The sequence below is a fragment of the Methylosinus sp. shoA genome (genome assembly GCF_059718125.1).
This window is the reverse complement of the sequence record NZ_AP046091.1, coordinates 3,651,731-3,667,104: the sequence shown is the minus strand read 5'-3', so window position 1 is coordinate 3,667,104 and position 15,374 is coordinate 3,651,731. Positions and strand designations below refer to the sequence as shown.

19 protein-coding genes are annotated in these 15,374 nt (G+C 66.1%); 16 read left to right on the top strand and 3 right to left on the bottom strand.

The genetic code is table 11. The features are described from left to right. Positions 1 to 36 precede the first annotated feature (36 nt). Positions 37 to 600 (top strand): redoxin family protein, encoded by a 564-nt coding sequence (locus AC6IW9_RS17000; protein WP_497765273.1) that lies wholly within the window; start codon positions 37 to 39, stop codon positions 598 to 600. Positions 601 to 936: 336 nt separating this feature from the next. Then, complete coding sequence (locus tag AC6IW9_RS16995; RefSeq protein WP_497765272.1) at positions 937 to 1,767, top strand: outer membrane protein; 831 nt, start codon at positions 937 to 939, stop codon at positions 1,765 to 1,767. Positions 1,768 to 1,813: 46 nt separating this feature from the next. Here AC6IW9_RS16995 and AC6IW9_RS16990 read toward each other — a convergent pair whose 3' ends face one another. Further along, positions 1,814 to 2,488: an alpha/beta hydrolase gene (locus AC6IW9_RS16990; protein ID WP_497765271.1), complete on the bottom strand. Its 675-nt coding sequence runs from the start codon at positions 2,486 to 2,488 to the stop codon at positions 1,814 to 1,816. Between the two features lie 255 nt (positions 2,489 to 2,743). Between AC6IW9_RS16990 and AC6IW9_RS16985 the strand changes: the two genes are divergently transcribed. The 12 genes from AC6IW9_RS16985 (at position 2,744) to purN (ending at position 12,526) form a co-directional block, all read left to right on the top strand. Beyond that, on the top strand, positions 2,744 to 3,895 hold the full coding sequence (locus AC6IW9_RS16985; RefSeq protein ID WP_497765270.1) for a cysteine desulfurase family protein: 1,152 nt from the start codon (positions 2,744 to 2,746) through the stop codon (positions 3,893 to 3,895). A gap of 69 nt (positions 3,896 to 3,964) precedes the next feature. Beyond that, complete coding sequence (gene sufB / locus AC6IW9_RS16980) at positions 3,965 to 5,434, top strand: Fe-S cluster assembly protein SufB (RefSeq protein ID WP_497765269.1); 1,470 nt, start codon at positions 3,965 to 3,967, stop codon at positions 5,432 to 5,434. 11 nt (positions 5,435 to 5,445) lie between these two features. Next, positions 5,446 to 5,688 (top strand): ribbon-helix-helix domain-containing protein, encoded by a 243-nt coding sequence (locus AC6IW9_RS16975; protein WP_497765268.1) that lies wholly within the window; start codon positions 5,446 to 5,448, stop codon positions 5,686 to 5,688. Next, positions 5,628 to 5,975: a type II toxin-antitoxin system RelE/ParE family toxin gene (locus AC6IW9_RS16970; RefSeq protein WP_497765267.1), complete on the top strand. Its 348-nt coding sequence runs from the start codon at positions 5,628 to 5,630 to the stop codon at positions 5,973 to 5,975. The genes AC6IW9_RS16975 and AC6IW9_RS16970 overlap by 61 nt, the downstream gene beginning before the upstream one ends. 53 nt (positions 5,976 to 6,028) lie before the next feature. Continuing rightward, on the top strand, positions 6,029 to 6,778 hold the full coding sequence (sufC, locus tag AC6IW9_RS16965) for a Fe-S cluster assembly ATPase SufC (RefSeq protein ID WP_497765266.1): 750 nt from the start codon (positions 6,029 to 6,031) through the stop codon (positions 6,776 to 6,778). 10 nt (positions 6,779 to 6,788) lie between these two features. After that, positions 6,789 to 8,093, top strand: coding sequence for a Fe-S cluster assembly protein SufD (sufD, locus tag AC6IW9_RS16960; protein WP_497772547.1), 1,305 nt, complete (start codon positions 6,789 to 6,791; stop codon positions 8,091 to 8,093). Next, positions 8,090 to 9,340, top strand: a complete 1,251-nt coding sequence (locus AC6IW9_RS16955) for a cysteine desulfurase (protein ID WP_497765265.1) — start codon at positions 8,090 to 8,092, stop codon at positions 9,338 to 9,340. Before sufD ends, AC6IW9_RS16955 begins: the two co-directional genes overlap by 4 nt. 14 nt (positions 9,341 to 9,354) lie before the next feature. Further along, the gene (locus AC6IW9_RS16950) at positions 9,355 to 9,756 is read left to right on the top strand and encodes an iron-sulfur cluster assembly protein (protein WP_497765264.1); all 402 of its coding nucleotides are present in this window, start codon (positions 9,355 to 9,357) and stop codon (positions 9,754 to 9,756) included. Between the two features lie 33 nt (positions 9,757 to 9,789). Beyond that, entirely contained in the window at positions 9,790 to 10,215 is a 426-nt protein-coding gene (locus AC6IW9_RS16945) for a VOC family protein (RefSeq protein ID WP_497765263.1), read from the top strand. A 43-nt stretch (positions 10,216 to 10,258) separates the two neighbouring features. Then, positions 10,259 to 10,627, top strand: coding sequence for a HesB/IscA family protein (locus tag AC6IW9_RS16940; RefSeq protein WP_497765262.1), 369 nt, complete (start codon positions 10,259 to 10,261; stop codon positions 10,625 to 10,627). 142 nt (positions 10,628 to 10,769) lie between these two features. Beyond that, a complete protein-coding gene (gene purM / locus AC6IW9_RS16935; protein ID WP_497765261.1) occupies positions 10,770 to 11,831 on the top strand; it encodes a phosphoribosylformylglycinamidine cyclo-ligase in 1,062 nt (353 codons plus the stop codon). Beyond that, positions 11,828 to 12,526, top strand: coding sequence for a phosphoribosylglycinamide formyltransferase (gene purN, locus AC6IW9_RS16930; RefSeq protein ID WP_497765260.1), 699 nt, complete (start codon positions 11,828 to 11,830; stop codon positions 12,524 to 12,526). The genes purM and purN overlap by 4 nt, the downstream gene beginning before the upstream one ends. 163 nt (positions 12,527 to 12,689) lie before the next feature. Here the strand turns inward: purN and AC6IW9_RS16925 are convergent, their stop codons facing one another. Then, positions 12,690 to 12,851, bottom strand: coding sequence for a hypothetical protein (locus AC6IW9_RS16925; protein WP_497765259.1), 162 nt, complete (start codon positions 12,849 to 12,851; stop codon positions 12,690 to 12,692). On the opposite strand from AC6IW9_RS16925, the gene AC6IW9_RS16920 reads away from it, so the two are divergent. Then, entirely contained in the window at positions 12,844 to 13,551 is a 708-nt protein-coding gene (locus AC6IW9_RS16920) for a glutathione S-transferase family protein (protein WP_497765258.1), read from the top strand. The two genes, AC6IW9_RS16925 and AC6IW9_RS16920, sit on opposite strands and share 8 nt — an antisense overlap. Before the next feature lie 15 nt (positions 13,552 to 13,566). Here the strand turns inward: AC6IW9_RS16920 and ndk are convergent, their stop codons facing one another. Beyond that, positions 13,567 to 13,989 (bottom strand): nucleoside-diphosphate kinase, encoded by a 423-nt coding sequence (gene ndk, locus AC6IW9_RS16915; RefSeq protein WP_497765257.1) that lies wholly within the window; start codon positions 13,987 to 13,989, stop codon positions 13,567 to 13,569. A 232-nt stretch (positions 13,990 to 14,221) separates the two neighbouring features. Here ndk and tpiA point away from each other — a divergent pair, with 232 nt between their 5' ends. Continuing rightward, entirely contained in the window at positions 14,222 to 14,980 is a 759-nt protein-coding gene (gene tpiA, locus AC6IW9_RS16910; protein ID WP_497765256.1) for a triose-phosphate isomerase, read from the top strand. Positions 14,981 to 15,374: the final 394 nt, after the last annotated feature.

The window sequence follows — 15,374 nt, the reverse complement described above, 5'->3', positions numbered from 1 at the left end:
GCGGCCAAGCTTCCTGCAAACAGCGGGAGCGCCACAATGGATGACGTGAATAGGAAAGAGCCCGGCGTCCTCGGCCGCCGGGGCGCATTGCTGGCGGTCGGCGCCGGCCTGGCCGCGGCGGTCGCCGTCCGCAAGGACGTGGCGACGCGCCTGTTCAACCCCTTCTCGCTCGACAGCTTCGAACTCGCCGCCGCTCCCGGGCTCGCCGGCGCCGACGGCCGGCCCCTCCCCGGCCTTTCCTCCGCCGATCTCGCCGGCCGGCGATCGATCCTCAATTTCTGGGCGTCCTGGTGCCCCTCCTGCCGGGAGGAGCATCATCTCCTCGTCGAACTCGCCGCCGGTTCGCCGGTCCCGATCTATGGCGCCGCCGTTCGCGACGAGCCGGACCATCTGCGCGATTATCTCACGCGATACGGCAATCCCTACGTCGCCGTGGGCCTCGACAGTCGCGCGCTCCTGCAGCGCGCGCTCGGCGCGCGCGGCGTGCCGACGACCTTCGTGATCGGGCCCGGGCCGAGGATCGAACTCGCGCTGCATGGTCCGCTCGATCCGCAGATCGTCGCGACGCAATTGATGCCTGCGTTGAACAAAGCCGCCTGAAGAGCTCGACAATATAGAGAATAGAGCGCATCATTTCATCGTCGATCGTGCATTCTGATCAGAACTGCAACCAGATTCCGATCATGATCGAAGAAGGCAAAAATATGGTCGAAGGGGTATTTATTGATGACTCTGCCACGACAGCATAGAAATATCATTTCTAATTCGTTAATTAGGCCCGATTGCTAAAATTTAACTTGAATTTTATCCACTCGAGCTACAGTTTCTTCATCGACGCTCTCCGTCGCGGCTCGGACGCGGCTCGCCGCTGGTCTGCGTCGGCGCCCCGCCTCGTCCGGGCGAGTTGAGAAAACGGTATCGAGTGAGGACTGCATCATGAAGAAATCTGTCGTCGCCGCGAGCGCGCTCGCCTTGGCTATCGGGATGGGCTCGGCGTCGGCCGCCGACCTTCCGTCGCGCAGGGACGCCCCGGCCTTTCTGCCGCCGCCCCCGCCGCCGCCGCTGTGGACCGGCTTCTATGTCGGCCTGAACGCCGGCTATGGCTGGTCGAACAACAACACGGTGACCCAGTCTTATTTCGACACCGGCTCCGCCGGCTTCGGCGCCCAGGCGCTCGCCGGCAATTTCCCCTTCTCCTCGTCGATCAGCGACGACGGCTTCGTCGGCGGCGGCCAGATCGGCTATAATGCGCAGATCAACAGCTTCGTGCTCGGCCTCGAGGCGGACATCCAGGGCGTCGCCTCCGACCGCCGCACGGCGAACTATGCGGGAGCGACGGCCGCGACCTCGATCTCGCGCGGCCTCGATTATCTCGGCACCGCGCGCGGCCGCGTCGGCTATCTCGTGACGCCGACCCTGCTCGCCTATGCGACCGGCGGCCTCGCCTATGGCCAGGCCAATCTCGGCGCGAGCTATTTCGGAACGGCGACGGGCGCCGCCTCCTTCTCCGACACGCTCGTCGGCTATTCGGTCGGCGGCGGCCTCGAATGGCTGTTCCTGCCGCATTGGAGCGCCAAGGCCGAATATCTCTATTACGATCTCGGCAAGGCGACGACGCCGGGCGCGTCCTTCGCTTACGTCGATAACGCCGGAGCGCAGAACTCCTGGGCGCAGTCGACCGCCCGCTTCGACGGCCATGTCGTGCGCGCAGGCGTGAATTATCACTTCAACTTCTTCGACTCGGCGTCTTCCGCGGTCAAATACTGACGCGTCCGGCCCGGCCGCTCCCGCAAAGCGAGCGGCCGGGCTCTGGTCAATCGCCCCGCGCGGGTATGGCGACGCGCGGCGGATTGCCGAGCCTGCGGTCGAGATAGGAGTCGACCTCCGCGATCAGCGGCTCGATGCGGTTCTCGAAGAAGTGGTTGGCGCCCTGCACCACCGCATGCTCGATGACGATGCCCTTCTGCGTCTTGAGCTTCTCGATGAGGCCTGTGACCTCCTTCAGCGGCGCGACGCGGTCGAGGTCGCCGTGAATGAACAGTCCCGACGAGGGGCACGGCGCCAGAAACGAGAAATCGAAGCGGTTGGCCGGCGGCGCGATCGAGACGAAACCCTCGATCTCGGGACGGCGCATCAGCAATTGCATGCCGATCCACGAGCCGAAGGAGACGCCGGCGATCCAGCAGGCGCGCGCTTCCGGGTTGACCGCCTGCGCCCAGTCGAGCGCGGCGGCGGCGTCGGACAATTCGCCCGCGCCATGGTCGAAGGAGCCCTGGCTGCGGCCGACGCCGCGGAAATTGAAGCGCAGCACCGAAAAGCCGCGTTCGGCGAAAGCATAATAGAGGTGGTAGACGATCTGATTGTTCATCGTGCCGCCGAATTGCGGATGCGGATGCAGAACGATGGCGATCGGCGCGCCGCGCTGCGCCGACTGATGGAAGCGGCCTTCGAGCCGGCCCGCGGGACCGGCGAAAATGACTTCGGGCATGGAACTCCTCGTCGTCCCGACGCGAGAACGTCAATTTCGGTCGGGCGGTTTCCGCCGGAGCCGAAAATGCGTTATGATCCGGCCGGACCAGTCCCGGCGGGGCGCCGCGCTCCGACGCGCCCGGGCTCCCGCGGCCCGTCGGCCGAGCGGGCCTTCTAGCATGTACGCCGGGTCGATAGGCAAGAGTTTTGAAGCTCGCGGTCGGCCCCGATGAGAGAATGGACCTGCGCGAAGCCGGAGTCCTCGCGAAGATCGATGCGCGCCTATCTCGACCACAACGCCACGACGCCGCTTCGACCGCGGGCGCGCGCGGCCATGCTCGCGGCGCTGGAGACGATCGGCAATCCCTCCTCCGTTCACGCCGAGGGGCGCGCCGCGCGCGCAGCGATCGAGACGGCGCGGGCGCAGATTGCCGCCGGCGTCGGGACGAGCGCGGGAAATCTCGTCTTCACCTCGGGCGCGACCGAGGCCGCCAATCTGATTTTGACGCCTTTCTTACAACGGGGCCGGGACGACGCGCCTTTCGACCTCCTGCTGACGGGAGCCGGCGAGCATGCGGCCGTGCTTCAGGGCCACCGCTTCCCGCCGGGCCATGTGGAAATCGTCCCGTTGACTCCGGACGGAACGATCTCGCTCGACGCCCTGTCGGATTTGTTGCAACGCAACAAAGGCCGGCGCGTTCTAGTCGCTTTGCAGGCCGCCAATAACGAGACCGGCGCCGTGCAGCCGGCTCGCCCCGCCTCCGAGCTCGTCCATGCGGCCGGCGGCCTGCTGATTTGCGACGCGACCCAGGCCGTCGGGCGGATCGAGACGACATTCACCACGACCGGGGCCGATGTATTGTTCTTTTCCTCACACAAGCTCGGGGGGCCTCCCGGGGTCGGCGCCCTGGCGCTCGCGAGCGAGTCTCTCCATATCAAGGAAGCGCTCCTGCGCGGCGGGGGACAGGAGCGCGGCCGGCGAGCGGGCACCGAAAATCTCGCCGCGATCCTCGGCTTCGCCGCGGCTTTCGCAGCCGCGAGAGAGGCCATGGCCGAGGAGGCCGAGCGGCTGATCCGGCTGCGTGGCCTGCTCGAGGAAAAAGTGAGGGAAAGCTGGCCGGAAGCCGTTTTTCTGAGCGCCTCGGCCGCCCGCCTTCCCAACACCTCGGCCTTTCAGACGCCGGGCGGGAAGGCGCATACGCTGCTGATCGCGCTCGATATGGAAGGGGTCGCCCTTTCCACCGGCTCCGCCTGCTCCTCGGGAAAGGTCAGGCGCTCGCACGTGCTCGCCGCGATGGGGCTCGAGGAAACGGAAGCGCTGCGGGCAAGTCTCGGTTGGTCGACGACGCCGGAGGATGTAGATTTGTTTGGTATCGCTTTTGCACGGATCGCGAAGAGGGTCAGGGCGCGGCGGACGGCCGCCTGAACAGGCCGCCCCGGCGGCTCGAAATTTCGGCCGGCGGGCCTTGAACCCGTCGAGACGAGGAGAGGACATATGGCGGCTCGCCAGGAGACGGTCGCGCGCGTCGAAGAGATCGACGTCGACGCGTATAAATACGGCTTCACCACCGATATCGAATCGGAGAAGGCCCCCAAAGGCCTGAGCGAAGACATCGTCCGCTTCATTTCGGCCAAGAAGAACGAGCCCGCATGGCTGACCGAATGGCGGCTCGAGGCCTATCGCCGCTGGCTGACGATGGAGGAGCCCAAATGGGCCCGCGTCGACTATCCGGCGATCGACTATCAGGACCTCTATTACTACGCCGCGCCGAAATCGACGCCCGGGCCGACGTCGATCGACGATGTCGATCCCGAGCTGCTGCGCACCTATGAGAAGCTCGGCATTCCGCTGCGCGAGCAGGAGATTCTGGCCGGCGTCGAGACGCGCAAGATCGCCGTCGACGCGGTGTTCGACTCGGTCTCGGTGGCGACGACCTTCAAGGAGGAGCTCTCCAAGGCCGGCGTGATCTTCTGCCCGATCTCGGAAGCGGTGCGCGAGCACCCGGAACTGGTGCGCAAATATCTCGGCTCGGTCGTGCCGGTGACCGATAACTTCTTTGCGACGCTGAACTCCGCCGTCTTCTCGGATGGTTCGTTCGTGTACATTCCCCCGGGCGTGCGCTGCCCGATGGAGCTCTCCACCTATTTCCGCATCAACGAGAAGAACACGGGCCAGTTCGAGCGCACGCTGATCATCGCCGACGCCGGCTCCTATGTGAGTTATCTGGAAGGCTGCACGGCGCCCAAGCGCGACGAGAACCAGTTGCACGCCGCCGTCGTCGAGCTCGTCGCGCTCGACGACGCCGAGATCAAATATTCGACGGTGCAGAATTGGTATCCCGGGGACAGCGAGGGCAAGGGCGGCATCTATAATTTCGTGACGAAGCGCGGCGACTGCCGCGGCAAGAACTCGCACATCTCCTGGACGCAGGTGGAGACGGGCTCCGCGGTGACGTGGAAATATCCGTCCTGCATCCTGCGCGGCGACAATTCGCAGGGCGAGTTCTATTCGATCGCGGTGTCGAACGGCTATCAGCAGGTCGACAGCGGCACCAAGATGATCCATCTCGGCAAGAACACGAAGAGCCGCATCATCTCCAAGGGCATTTCGGCGGGTCATTCGCAGAACACCTATCGCGGACAGGTGTCGGCGCATCGCAAGGCCGAAGGCGCGCGCAACTTCACCAACTGCGACAGCCTGCTCATCGGCGACAAATGCGGCGCCCACACCGTTCCCTATCTCGAATCGAAGAACGCCTCCGCCGTCTTCGAGCACGAGGCGACGACGTCGAAGATTTCCGAGGACCAGCTGTTCTACTGCATGCAGCGCGGCCTCTCGGAGGAAGAGGCGACGGCGCTCATCGTTAATGGTTTCGTGCGCGACGTGCTGCAGAAGCTGCCCATGGAATTCGCGGTCGAAGCGCAGAAGCTGATCGCGGTGAGCCTCGAAGGCAGTGTGGGATGACGGCTCGAAAGATGCTTATCGCTTTGCCGAGCGACCTCGAGGCGGAAGTCGCCACGGGCGAATATGCATCGGAAGAGGATGTCATTCGCAATGCGGTCGCCGAGTGGCGAGCACAGAGATTGGCGGAGACGATGGGGCTCGACGAGCTTCGTCGCCTGTGGCGGGAAGGGATCGAGAGCGGCGCCGGCCGGTCATGGTCGATCGACGACATCAAGGCCGAAGCGGGCCGCCGCCTCGCTCTCGAGAGAAGCTAGATGCGGGTCGTTCGATCGGCTCGCGCGGAGAGGATCCGATCGAAATTTGGGCCTATGTGGCCCGGGACGACGAAAGCGCCGCGGATCGCTTGCTCGATCGACTGGAGCGAAAACCAGATTGCTCGGCGAGTATCCGGAACATCGGACGCGAGAGGAACGACATAGCGGTCGGAGTGCGAAGCACCGTGTGCGGATCTTATTTGCTGCTGTATCGGATCGGAGCCGATCAAGTGGAGGTCACTCGTTACATCCACATGAGACGGAGCCTGGAAAACGCGGTTCGGTAATTGCGGTCATAGCGTAACGCCAGACGGAACGTCGTCGAGAGGAACCAGAGCAAATGATCGAAATCAAGAATCTCCACGTCTCTATCGGAGAGCGCAAAATTCTCGATGGGCTGAACCTCACGGTGAAGGACGGAGAAGTCGCGGCCATCATGGGTCCGAACGGCACGGGCAAGTCGACGCTCTCCTATGTGATCTCGGGGCGCGATGGTTATGACGTCACCGAAGGCGAGGTGCTGCTCGACGGCGAGAACATCCTCGGGCTCGAGCCGCATGAGCGCGCGGCCAAGGGCGTGTTCCTGGCCTTCCAATATCCGGTGGAGATTCCGGGCGTCGCGACCATGACCTTCCTCAAGGCGGCCGTGAACGCGCAGCGCCGCTCGCGTGGCGAGGAGGAGCTGCAGACCCCGGAATTCATGAAGATGGTGCGCGAGGCCGCGGGCAAGCTCGGCATCAACATGGACATGCTGAAGCGCGCGCTCAACGTCGGCTTCTCGGGCGGCGAGAAGAAGCGCATGGACATTCTGCAGATGAGCCTGCTGCAGCCGAAGTTCGGCATTCTCGACGAGACGGATTCGGGGCTCGACATCGACGCGCTGCGCATCGTCTCGGAAGGCGTCAACGCGCTGCGCTCGCCGGAGCGCTCCTTCCTCGTCATCACTCATTATCAGCGCCTGCTCGACTACATCAAGCCGGACACGGTGCATGTGATGGCCAAGGGCAAGATCGCGAAGACCGGCGGGCCGGAGCTCGCCCTCGAGCTCGAGAAGAGCGGCTATCGCGATTACATCGGCGAAGCGGCGTGAGGTGGCGACCATGACCGTGCAGGCGATCGACAAGAAGAGCGAAGCCGAGACGGCGCTCGCCGGCGCCTTCGAGGCGATGAAGGGCAAGGGCGCCTCCGCGCTGCGGCAGGCCTCCTGGGAATTCTTCGCGCGCAAAGGCCTGCCGACGCGGCGGGTCGAATCCTGGCACTATACCGATCTGCGCGCCGCGCTGCGCTCGGTCGCGCCACTCGGCGCGCCGGGGACGGTCGTCGTCCCGGCGCCTGCCGAAGGCCGCGTCCGCCTCGTCGTCGCCGACGGCGTGTTTCGTCCCGAACTGTCCGACGTCGCCGAGTTGCCGGCCGGAGTCGAGCTCGCCTCACTCGCCGACGTCCTCGCCGAGGAGGACGCCACGGCGCTGACGGCGCTCGGGCTGCCCGAGAACGCCGGCGCCGACGCAGTGGTCGCGCTCAACGCCGCGCTGATGCAGGATGGCGTCGTGCTGCGCATCGCGCCCGCGACGGAGGTGACGAAGACGATCGAGATTCTGCTGCTCTCCTCTGGAGATGCGGCGCGCTCCGCGTTCACGCGCTCGCTCGTCGTGGTCGGAGACGGCGCCAAGGTCGGGATCGTCGAGAACTCGGTCGCGCTCTCGCCCTCCGGCGCGCAGGAGAACCACGTTCTCGCCTTCTCGATCGGCGCCGGCGCCGAGGTCGAACATATCTCCGACATCGGCCCGCAGTCGGAATCGGCGATTCGCCTGTTCAGTCTGCTGGTCACGGCGCAGACCAAGGCCTCGTTCAAATCGCTCGGCTTCGTCGAAGGCGGCGGCCTCGTCCGCCGACAGATTTTCGTGCGGCTCGCGGGCGAGGAAGCGAGCGTCGCGCTCGACGGAGTCGCCTTGCTCGGCGGGCGCGATCACGCCGATGCGACTCTCGTCGTCGAGCATGCGGCGCCGAACTGCCGGAGTCGCGAGCGCTTCCGCAGCGTGCTCGACGGCCAGTCGACCGGCGTGTTCCAAGGCAAGGTCGTGGTGCGTCCCGGCGCGCAGAAGACCGACGGTTCGATGCAGTCGCGGGCGCTTCTCCTCAGCGAAAACGCCACGATGAACAACAAGCCGGAGCTCGAGATCTTCGCCGACGACGTCGTTTGCGGCCATGGCGCCACTTGCGGCCGTCTCGACGCCGACCAGCTCTTCTATCTCGAGGCGCGCGGCCTGCCGCGGCGCGAGGCCGAGGCGCTGCTGATCGAAGGCTTCGCCGGGGAGATCGTCGAGGCGACTTCGGACGAGGCGACGCGCGAATCCTATCTCGCGCGAATCCGCTCCTGGCTAAGAAGACGGGAGGACGGCAAGTGAACCAGCCGCTCTTGACTGAAGCGACCGCGGCCTATGACGTGGAGGCCATCCGCCGCGACTTTCCGATTCTTTCGGAAAAGCCCTATGGCAAGGACCTCGTCTATCTCGACAACGCCGCCTCGGCGCAGAAGCCGCGGCAGGTGATCGAGCGCATCGCGCAGGTCTACGAGCACGAATACGCCAATGTGCATCGCGGACTGCATTATCTCGCCAATGCGGCGACCGACGCCTATGAGGGCGCGCGCGAGACCTTGCGCCGCTTCCTCAACGCCGAATCGCGCGAAGAGATCATTTTTACGCGCGGCGCCACGGAGGCCATCAATCTCGTCGCGTCGTCCTATGGACTGGCGCATATCGGCGAGGGCGACGAGATCATTCTCTCGATCATGGAGCATCACTCCAACATCGTGCCGTGGCATTTCCTCCGCGAGCGCAAGGGTGCGGTGCTGAAATGGATCGAGACCGACGATGACGGCGTGTTCTCGCTCGAGCAATTCGAGAAGCTGATCACGCCGAAGACCAAGATCGTCGCGCTGACGCATATGTCCAATGTGCTCGCGGCGCCGACGCCGATCGCCGATGTCGCGCGCGTCGCCCACGCCCATGGCGTGCCGGTGCTGGTCGACGGCTCGCAGGGGGCCGTACATCTCGATGTCGACGTGCGCGCGCTGGACGTCGATTTCTATATCGTCACCGGCCACAAGCTCTATGGACCGACCGGCATCGGCGCGGTCTATGGCAAGCGCAAATGGCTGGAGAGCCTGCCGCCCTTCGCCGGCGGCGGCGAAATGATCGAGACAGTGACGCGCGACTATGTGACCTATAATACGCCGCCACATCGCTTCGAGGCGGGCACGCCGCCGATCGTGCAGGCCGCCGGTCTCGGCGCAGCGCTCGAATATATGCAGAAGATCGGCCGGCCGGCGATCCGCGCCCACGAGGCCGATCTCACGGCCTACGCCCATGAGCGCCTCTCCGAATTACCGGGGCTTCGCATCTTCGGCCACGCCAAGGGCAAGGGCCCGATCGTCGCCTTCGACATGCCGGAGGCGCACGCCCACGACATTGCGACGATCATCGACCGCTCCGGCGTCGCCGTACGCGCCGGAACCCATTGCGCCATGCCGCTGCTGCAGCGCTTCAACGTCACCTCCACCTGCCGCGCTTCTTTCGCCATGTATAATACGCGCGACGAGGTGGACCGCTTGGCGGAAGCGCTGCTGAAGGCGAAGGCGCTGTTTTCCTGAGAGGAGCGACGAGCGTGACCAAGACGGATGACGCGGTGGAGCCGCCGGAAGTCGTCGGCGACCCCGGCCTTTCGGAAGCTCCCCTGCCCCCCGGCCGCAGCACGGAGCAGGTCGAGCGGCTGACGCAGGACATCATCGCGGCGCTGAAAACCGTGCAGGACCCGGAGATTCCGGCCGACATCTTCGAGCTGGGCCTCGTCTACCAGATCGACATCTCGCCGGAAGACGTGGTTCATATCGAAATGACCTTGACCGCGCCGGGCTGCCCGGTCGCCGGCCAGATCGTCGAGCAGGTGCAGAGCTCGGTGAGCCTCGTGCCGGGCGTGCTGGCGGTGGTGGTGAAACTCGTCTTCGATCCGCCCTGGGATCAGAGCCGCATGTCCGACGAAGCGCGCATGACGCTCGACATGTGGTGAGACCTCTACATGTGGTGAAACTTGGAGGAGCCGATGGACGCTCCCGCACCGAGGATCGACGGCTGTCTCGAGACGGCGATCTATGTCGACGATCTGGCGCGGGCCGCCCGCTTCTATGAGACGACGCTCGGCCTCTCTCCGATGGTTTCGGACGAGAGGCTCGTCGCCTTCGATTGCGGTCCGCGCAGCGTTCTGCTGCTGTTCTTGCGCGGGGCGACCAAAGAGACGGTGAGATTGCCGGGCGGCGAGATCCCGCCGCATGACGGGTCCGGCCGACTGCATTTTGCTCTCGCCACGCGGGCTGAAGACATCGAAAGGTGGGAGCGTCGCCTGGACGAGGTCGGAGTGGCGATCGAGGCTCGGATGGACTGGCCACGTGGCGGGCGCAGTCTCTATTTCCGAGATCCCGACGGCAATCTCGTCGAGATCGCCTCACCGGGCCTCTGGGCGAATTATTGAGCGCGCGAAGCGCTGCGGACGAATGGACCTAAGGAGAGGAACGATGACGGTCATGACCCTCAGCGACGCCGCCGCGGAGCGCGTGCGCGGACTGCTCAGCGGGCACGAGAACCCTCGCGCCGGCCTGCGCATCTCGCTCGAGAAGAGCGGCTGCGCCGGAATGGCCTATAAGATGGAGCTCGCGGAGCCGTCGCCGGGCGACGAGGTGATCGAGGAGAAGGGAGCGCGCGTCATCGTGGACGGCGCGGCGGTCCTCTATCTGCTCGGAACGCGCATGGACCTCGAGACGTCGATGTTCTCGTCGAGCTTCGTGTTTCAGAACCCCAATCAGACCTCGGCCTGCGGCTGCGGCGAGAGCGTGGAGCTGCACCCGGCCGATCAGAGCGAAGCCGAGAAGCATCTGCACGGCTGACGCCTTGTCCGTCAGCGCGGGAGGCGAAGCGCGAAGCGATGACGCCCGTCCAGAGAGGAAGTCGAAAGCTGCCCCCGAAACCGATTGCGCCGGCGCCCGTTAGGCGTTAGGCCGCTGGCTCGAAACCAGCGCGGGACAGGGCATGGCGGAAAAAGGCCTCACTTATGCGCAGGCCGGCGTCGACATCGACGCCGGCAATCGACTGGTGGACCTCATCCGCCCCGCTGTGCGCTCCACGCGCCGGCCGGGCGCGGACGGCGAGATCGGCGGGTTCGGCGGCTTGTTCGACCTCAAGGCGGCGGGCTTCTCCGATCCTGTTCTGGTCGCCGCCAATGACGGCGTCGGCACCAAGATCAAGATCGCCATCGCATCCGGCCTTCACGACACGATCGGGATCGACCTCGTCGCCATGTGCGTCAACGATCTCGTCGTGCAAGGCGCCGAGCCGCTGTTCTTTCTCGATTATTACGCGACCGGCAAGCTCGCGCCGGAGGCCGCGGCGGCGGTCGTCGCAGGCATTGCCGCCGGCTGCGTCGAAGCCGGCTGCGCGCTGCTCGGCGGCGAGACGGCGGAAATGCCGGGCCTCTACGCGAACGACGATTATGATCTGGCCGGCTTCGCGGTGGGCGCGGCGGAGCGAACGCGCCTCTTGCCGCGCGCCGAGGTGAAGCCGGGAGACATTCTGCTCGGACTTCCCTCTTCCGGCGCCCATTCCAACGGCTTCTCGCTGATTCGGCGTATCGTGTCGCTCTCCGGCCTCGACTGGGGCGCGCCAGCGCCTTTCGAACCGGGCGGCAGCCTCGCCCGCGCCCTGCTCGCGCCGACGCGCATCTATGTCAGGCCGCTGCTCGCGGCGCTGAAGGCGAGCGAAGCGATTCTGGCTCTCGCCCACATCACCGGCGGCGGCTTCCCCGACAATCTCCCGCGCGCGCTGCCCGAAGGCCTCGGCGCGGCGCTCGATCTCTCGGCCTTTCCGGTTCCGCCCGTGTTCTCCTGGTTGGCGAAGCAGGGCGGCGTGGAGCAGTCCGAAATGCTGCGCACGTTCAACTGCGGAATCGGCATGGTGGCCGTGGCCACGCGCACGGGCGCCGAGGACGCGCTCATGGCTCTGCGCGCGGCCGGCGAAGCCCCGATCGCGATCGGCGAGATCATGGAGGCAGGCGACAGCCCCCGCGTCGCAACGCGCGGGACGCTTCGCCTGTGAGGCGCCGCGCGGCGATCCTGATCTCGGGCCGCGGCTCGAATATGGACGCACTGGTCGAGGCCGCGCGCGACCCGGACTTTCCGGCGGAGATCGCGCTCGTCGCCTCCAACAGGCCGGACGCTCCCGGCCTGTCGAGAGCCAAAGCGCAGAGATTAGCTGTCGCGGCGGTCGACCACAAGATCTACGCCGGGCGCGAGGAGTTCGAGCGCTCGCTGCAGATCGTGCTGTCGACCCACCGCATCGAGCTCGTCTGCCTCGCCGGCTTCATGCGGCTGCTGACGCCCTGGTTCGTCGAGCAATGGCGCGGCCGCATGCTCAACATCCACCCTGCTCTCCTGCCGTCATACCGCGGCTTGCACACGCATCGACGAGCGCTCGCCGATGGCGTCAAGATCCACGGATGCACCGTCCATTTCGTCGTTCCCGAGATGGATGAAGGGCCGATCGTCGCCCAGGCCGCCGCACCCGTGCTCGACGCCGACACGGAAGAGACGCTCGCGGCGCGCGTGCTCGAGCTGGAGCATAAGCTCTATCCGCGCGCGCTCCGGCTCGTCGCCTCGGGCGCGGTGCGGGTGGAAGGCAATCGTGTGCTGGGCGCCGTCCCTGCCGCCGCGCCGGCGCTACTGGTTCCTTCTTCCCTCGCAGGCGCGGGGGAGCAAGAGGCGCCCGGCCGAAATCCATGGCCGAATGGATAGGCCGCGCCGCTGCGGCACGGGCTGCGCGCGACAAAGGCGAAGAAATAGGCGCCCAAAGCCAGCAATTTCGCGAGATCGAGCGCCCCGTCCGACGGCGCCGCGAGCAGAACCGCCGCGAGCGCCGCCGAGCCGCCCCAACGCCAGGCCCATCGTCCTCGAATCGTCATCGATCCGCCCGTTCGTCGCTCGCGCTCGATTTGAGGTCGGCGCCGCCGATCTTTTCGAATTCTCCTCTCGACACGCTGTACGAACGAGGCTTGAAGTTCCTCTTTTGTTCTGATATCGACCGATGCGCATAACCATCGAGGACGATTTCCATGATCACCCTTTATTCGTTCGGGCCGTTCTTCGGTCTCCCCGACGCCAGCCCTTTCGTACTCAAGGCCATGACATTGCTCCGGCTCGCCGGCCTGCGTTACGTCGAGGACCATGGCGGCTACTCCCGCGCGCCGAAAGGCAAGCTGCCTTTCATCGACGACGACGGGACGATCGTCGCCGACTCGACCTTCATCCGCTTCCATATCGAACGGAAATACGGCGTCGATTTCGACGCGGGACTGTCGGCCGAGCAGCGCGCGAGCGGCTGGGCGATCGAGAAGATGCTGGAGGATCATTATTATTGGGCGCTCGTCCACGCGCGCTGGATCGACGACGCCAATTTCGCGGGGAGCGCGGCGCAGTTCTTCGCCGCCGTTCCGGCGCCGATCCGGCCGCTGGCGAAGGCGCTCGTGCGCAGGAAGATCTCCGCCAATCTGAAGGCGCATGGGATGGGCCGGCATTCGCAGGAGGAAATCGCCGAGCTCGGACGGCGCGACATCGAAGCGCTCGCCACTCTCATCGGCGACAAGCGCTTTCTGTTCGGCGACGCGCCCTGCGGCTCGGATGCGACGGCCTTCGCCTTCGTCGCGGAGACGCTTTCCCCGGAGATCAATTCGCCGCTGCGCGCGGCGACGCTGGCGAAAGCCAATCTCGTCGCCTATCGCGACCGCATGCTCTCGGCCTATTTTCCGAAATTTTCGGCATGAGGCCGCGGCGCGCGATCAGCCGACGATTTCGTTGCCGGAGAAGAACTGCGGGATTTCGATCGCGGCGGTCTCGGGCGCGTCGGAGCCGTGCACCGAATTCTCGCCGATCGACACGGCGAACTCCTTGCGGATCGTGCCTGGATCGGCGTTGGCTGGATTGGTCGCGCCCATCACGGCGCGATATTTGGCGATCGCGCCCTCGCCTTCCAGAACCTGCACGACCACCGGGCCGGAGGTGATGGAGTCGATCAGTTCGCCGAAGAACGGGCGCTCTTTGTGGACGCCATAGAAGGTCTCGGCCTGCTCGCGCGTCAGGCGGATGCGCTTCTGCGCCACGATGCGCAGGCCCGCGTCCTCGATCAGCGCGTTGATTTTGCCGGTCAGATTCCGCTTGGTGGCGTCCGGCTTGATGATGGAGAATGTGCGTTCGATCGCCATGAGCGCGTCGTCTCGTCCGTTCGGGGTCGAAATTGAAGAAGCGCGGCGCTTATAGCGAGCGGCCGGAGACGCGGCAACCCGCCCCCTCGCGAAATGTCCGGCGGCGCAGCCGGCGCCTGCCGACCCCTGGCGCGCGGAACCTTCGCCCGTCCGCGCGAATTGCGGAAGCGCGGCGCCGCTGATATGGCCTCGCCTCGCGCCCGATCCGATTTCTTCGAAGGGAAGGCTGGTCATGACCTCCGATCCGCGTCCGCTCGTCGCCGGAAACTGGAAAATGAACGGGCTGAAGGCGGCGCTCGCGGAGATCGCGGCGATCGGCGCCGGCTATGCCGCCTTCGGCGGGCGCGTCGAACTCGTGGTCTGTCCGCCGGCGACGCTGCTTTCTGCGGCGGCCGCGATCGCGGCGCGCTTCGGCCTCGGGCTCGGCGGCCAGGATTGCCATCCCGCGGAGTCGGGCGCGCATACCGGCGATCTCTCCGCCGAAATGCTGGCCGACGCCGGCGCGGCCTATGTGATCGTCGGGCACAGCGAGCGACGCGCCGATCACGGCGAGAGCGACGCGCTCGTGCGCGCCAAGGCGAGCGCCGCGCTGCGCGCCGGCCTCACGCCGATCGTCTGCGTCGGCGAGACGCGCGCCGAGCGCGACGCCGGGCGAGCCGTCGAGATCGTCGAGCGACAGCTCGCCGGCTCGTTGCCGGACGGCGTCGCGCCGCCGCGGCTCGTCGTCGCCTATGAGCCGGTCTGGGCGATCGGCACGGGACTGACGCCGACAACCGCGGACGTGGCCGCCATGCACGCCGCGATCCGCGCGCGTCTCGACGCTCTGCTCGACGCCGGGACGAGCGCGCCCACGCGCATTCTCTACGGCGGATCGGTCAAGCCGTCCAACGCGCGAGAATTGTTGCGCGCGCCTCATGTCGATGGCGCTCTCGTCGGCGGCGCCTCGCTGACCGCGAAAGATTTTCTGGCGGTCGCCGAAGCCGCGCGCTGAGTCGCCGAAGGCGGCAGCGAGCCTGAGCTTGACGGCGCGCCTCGATTTCCCTGCCCCGATCTTTTCGATCGCGAGTGCGGCAGCGCACGGATCGACCGACGAGCTCCGCATGCCCTCGGCGCGAGCGGGGAATGACGCGAGTCGTTCTCCTTGATGCGACGAGCGGACGCATTTGCTCCGAACGACGAATTCGTCTCGCGGGCGATCGCATGTCGCCGCTCGTGAACGACTGGTGAGAAGAGCCGGCAGCCGAAGGATTTTCCTGCGATCGCCGCAATGCCGACAGACCCTCTGCATCTCCACGCGCAGTGGGAACGAATCGCTGCGGCTCTCCGGAATCCCCCGGATTCGACCATGCGCGCCGCCTCTCCGACGCGCGCGCATTTCCCACACG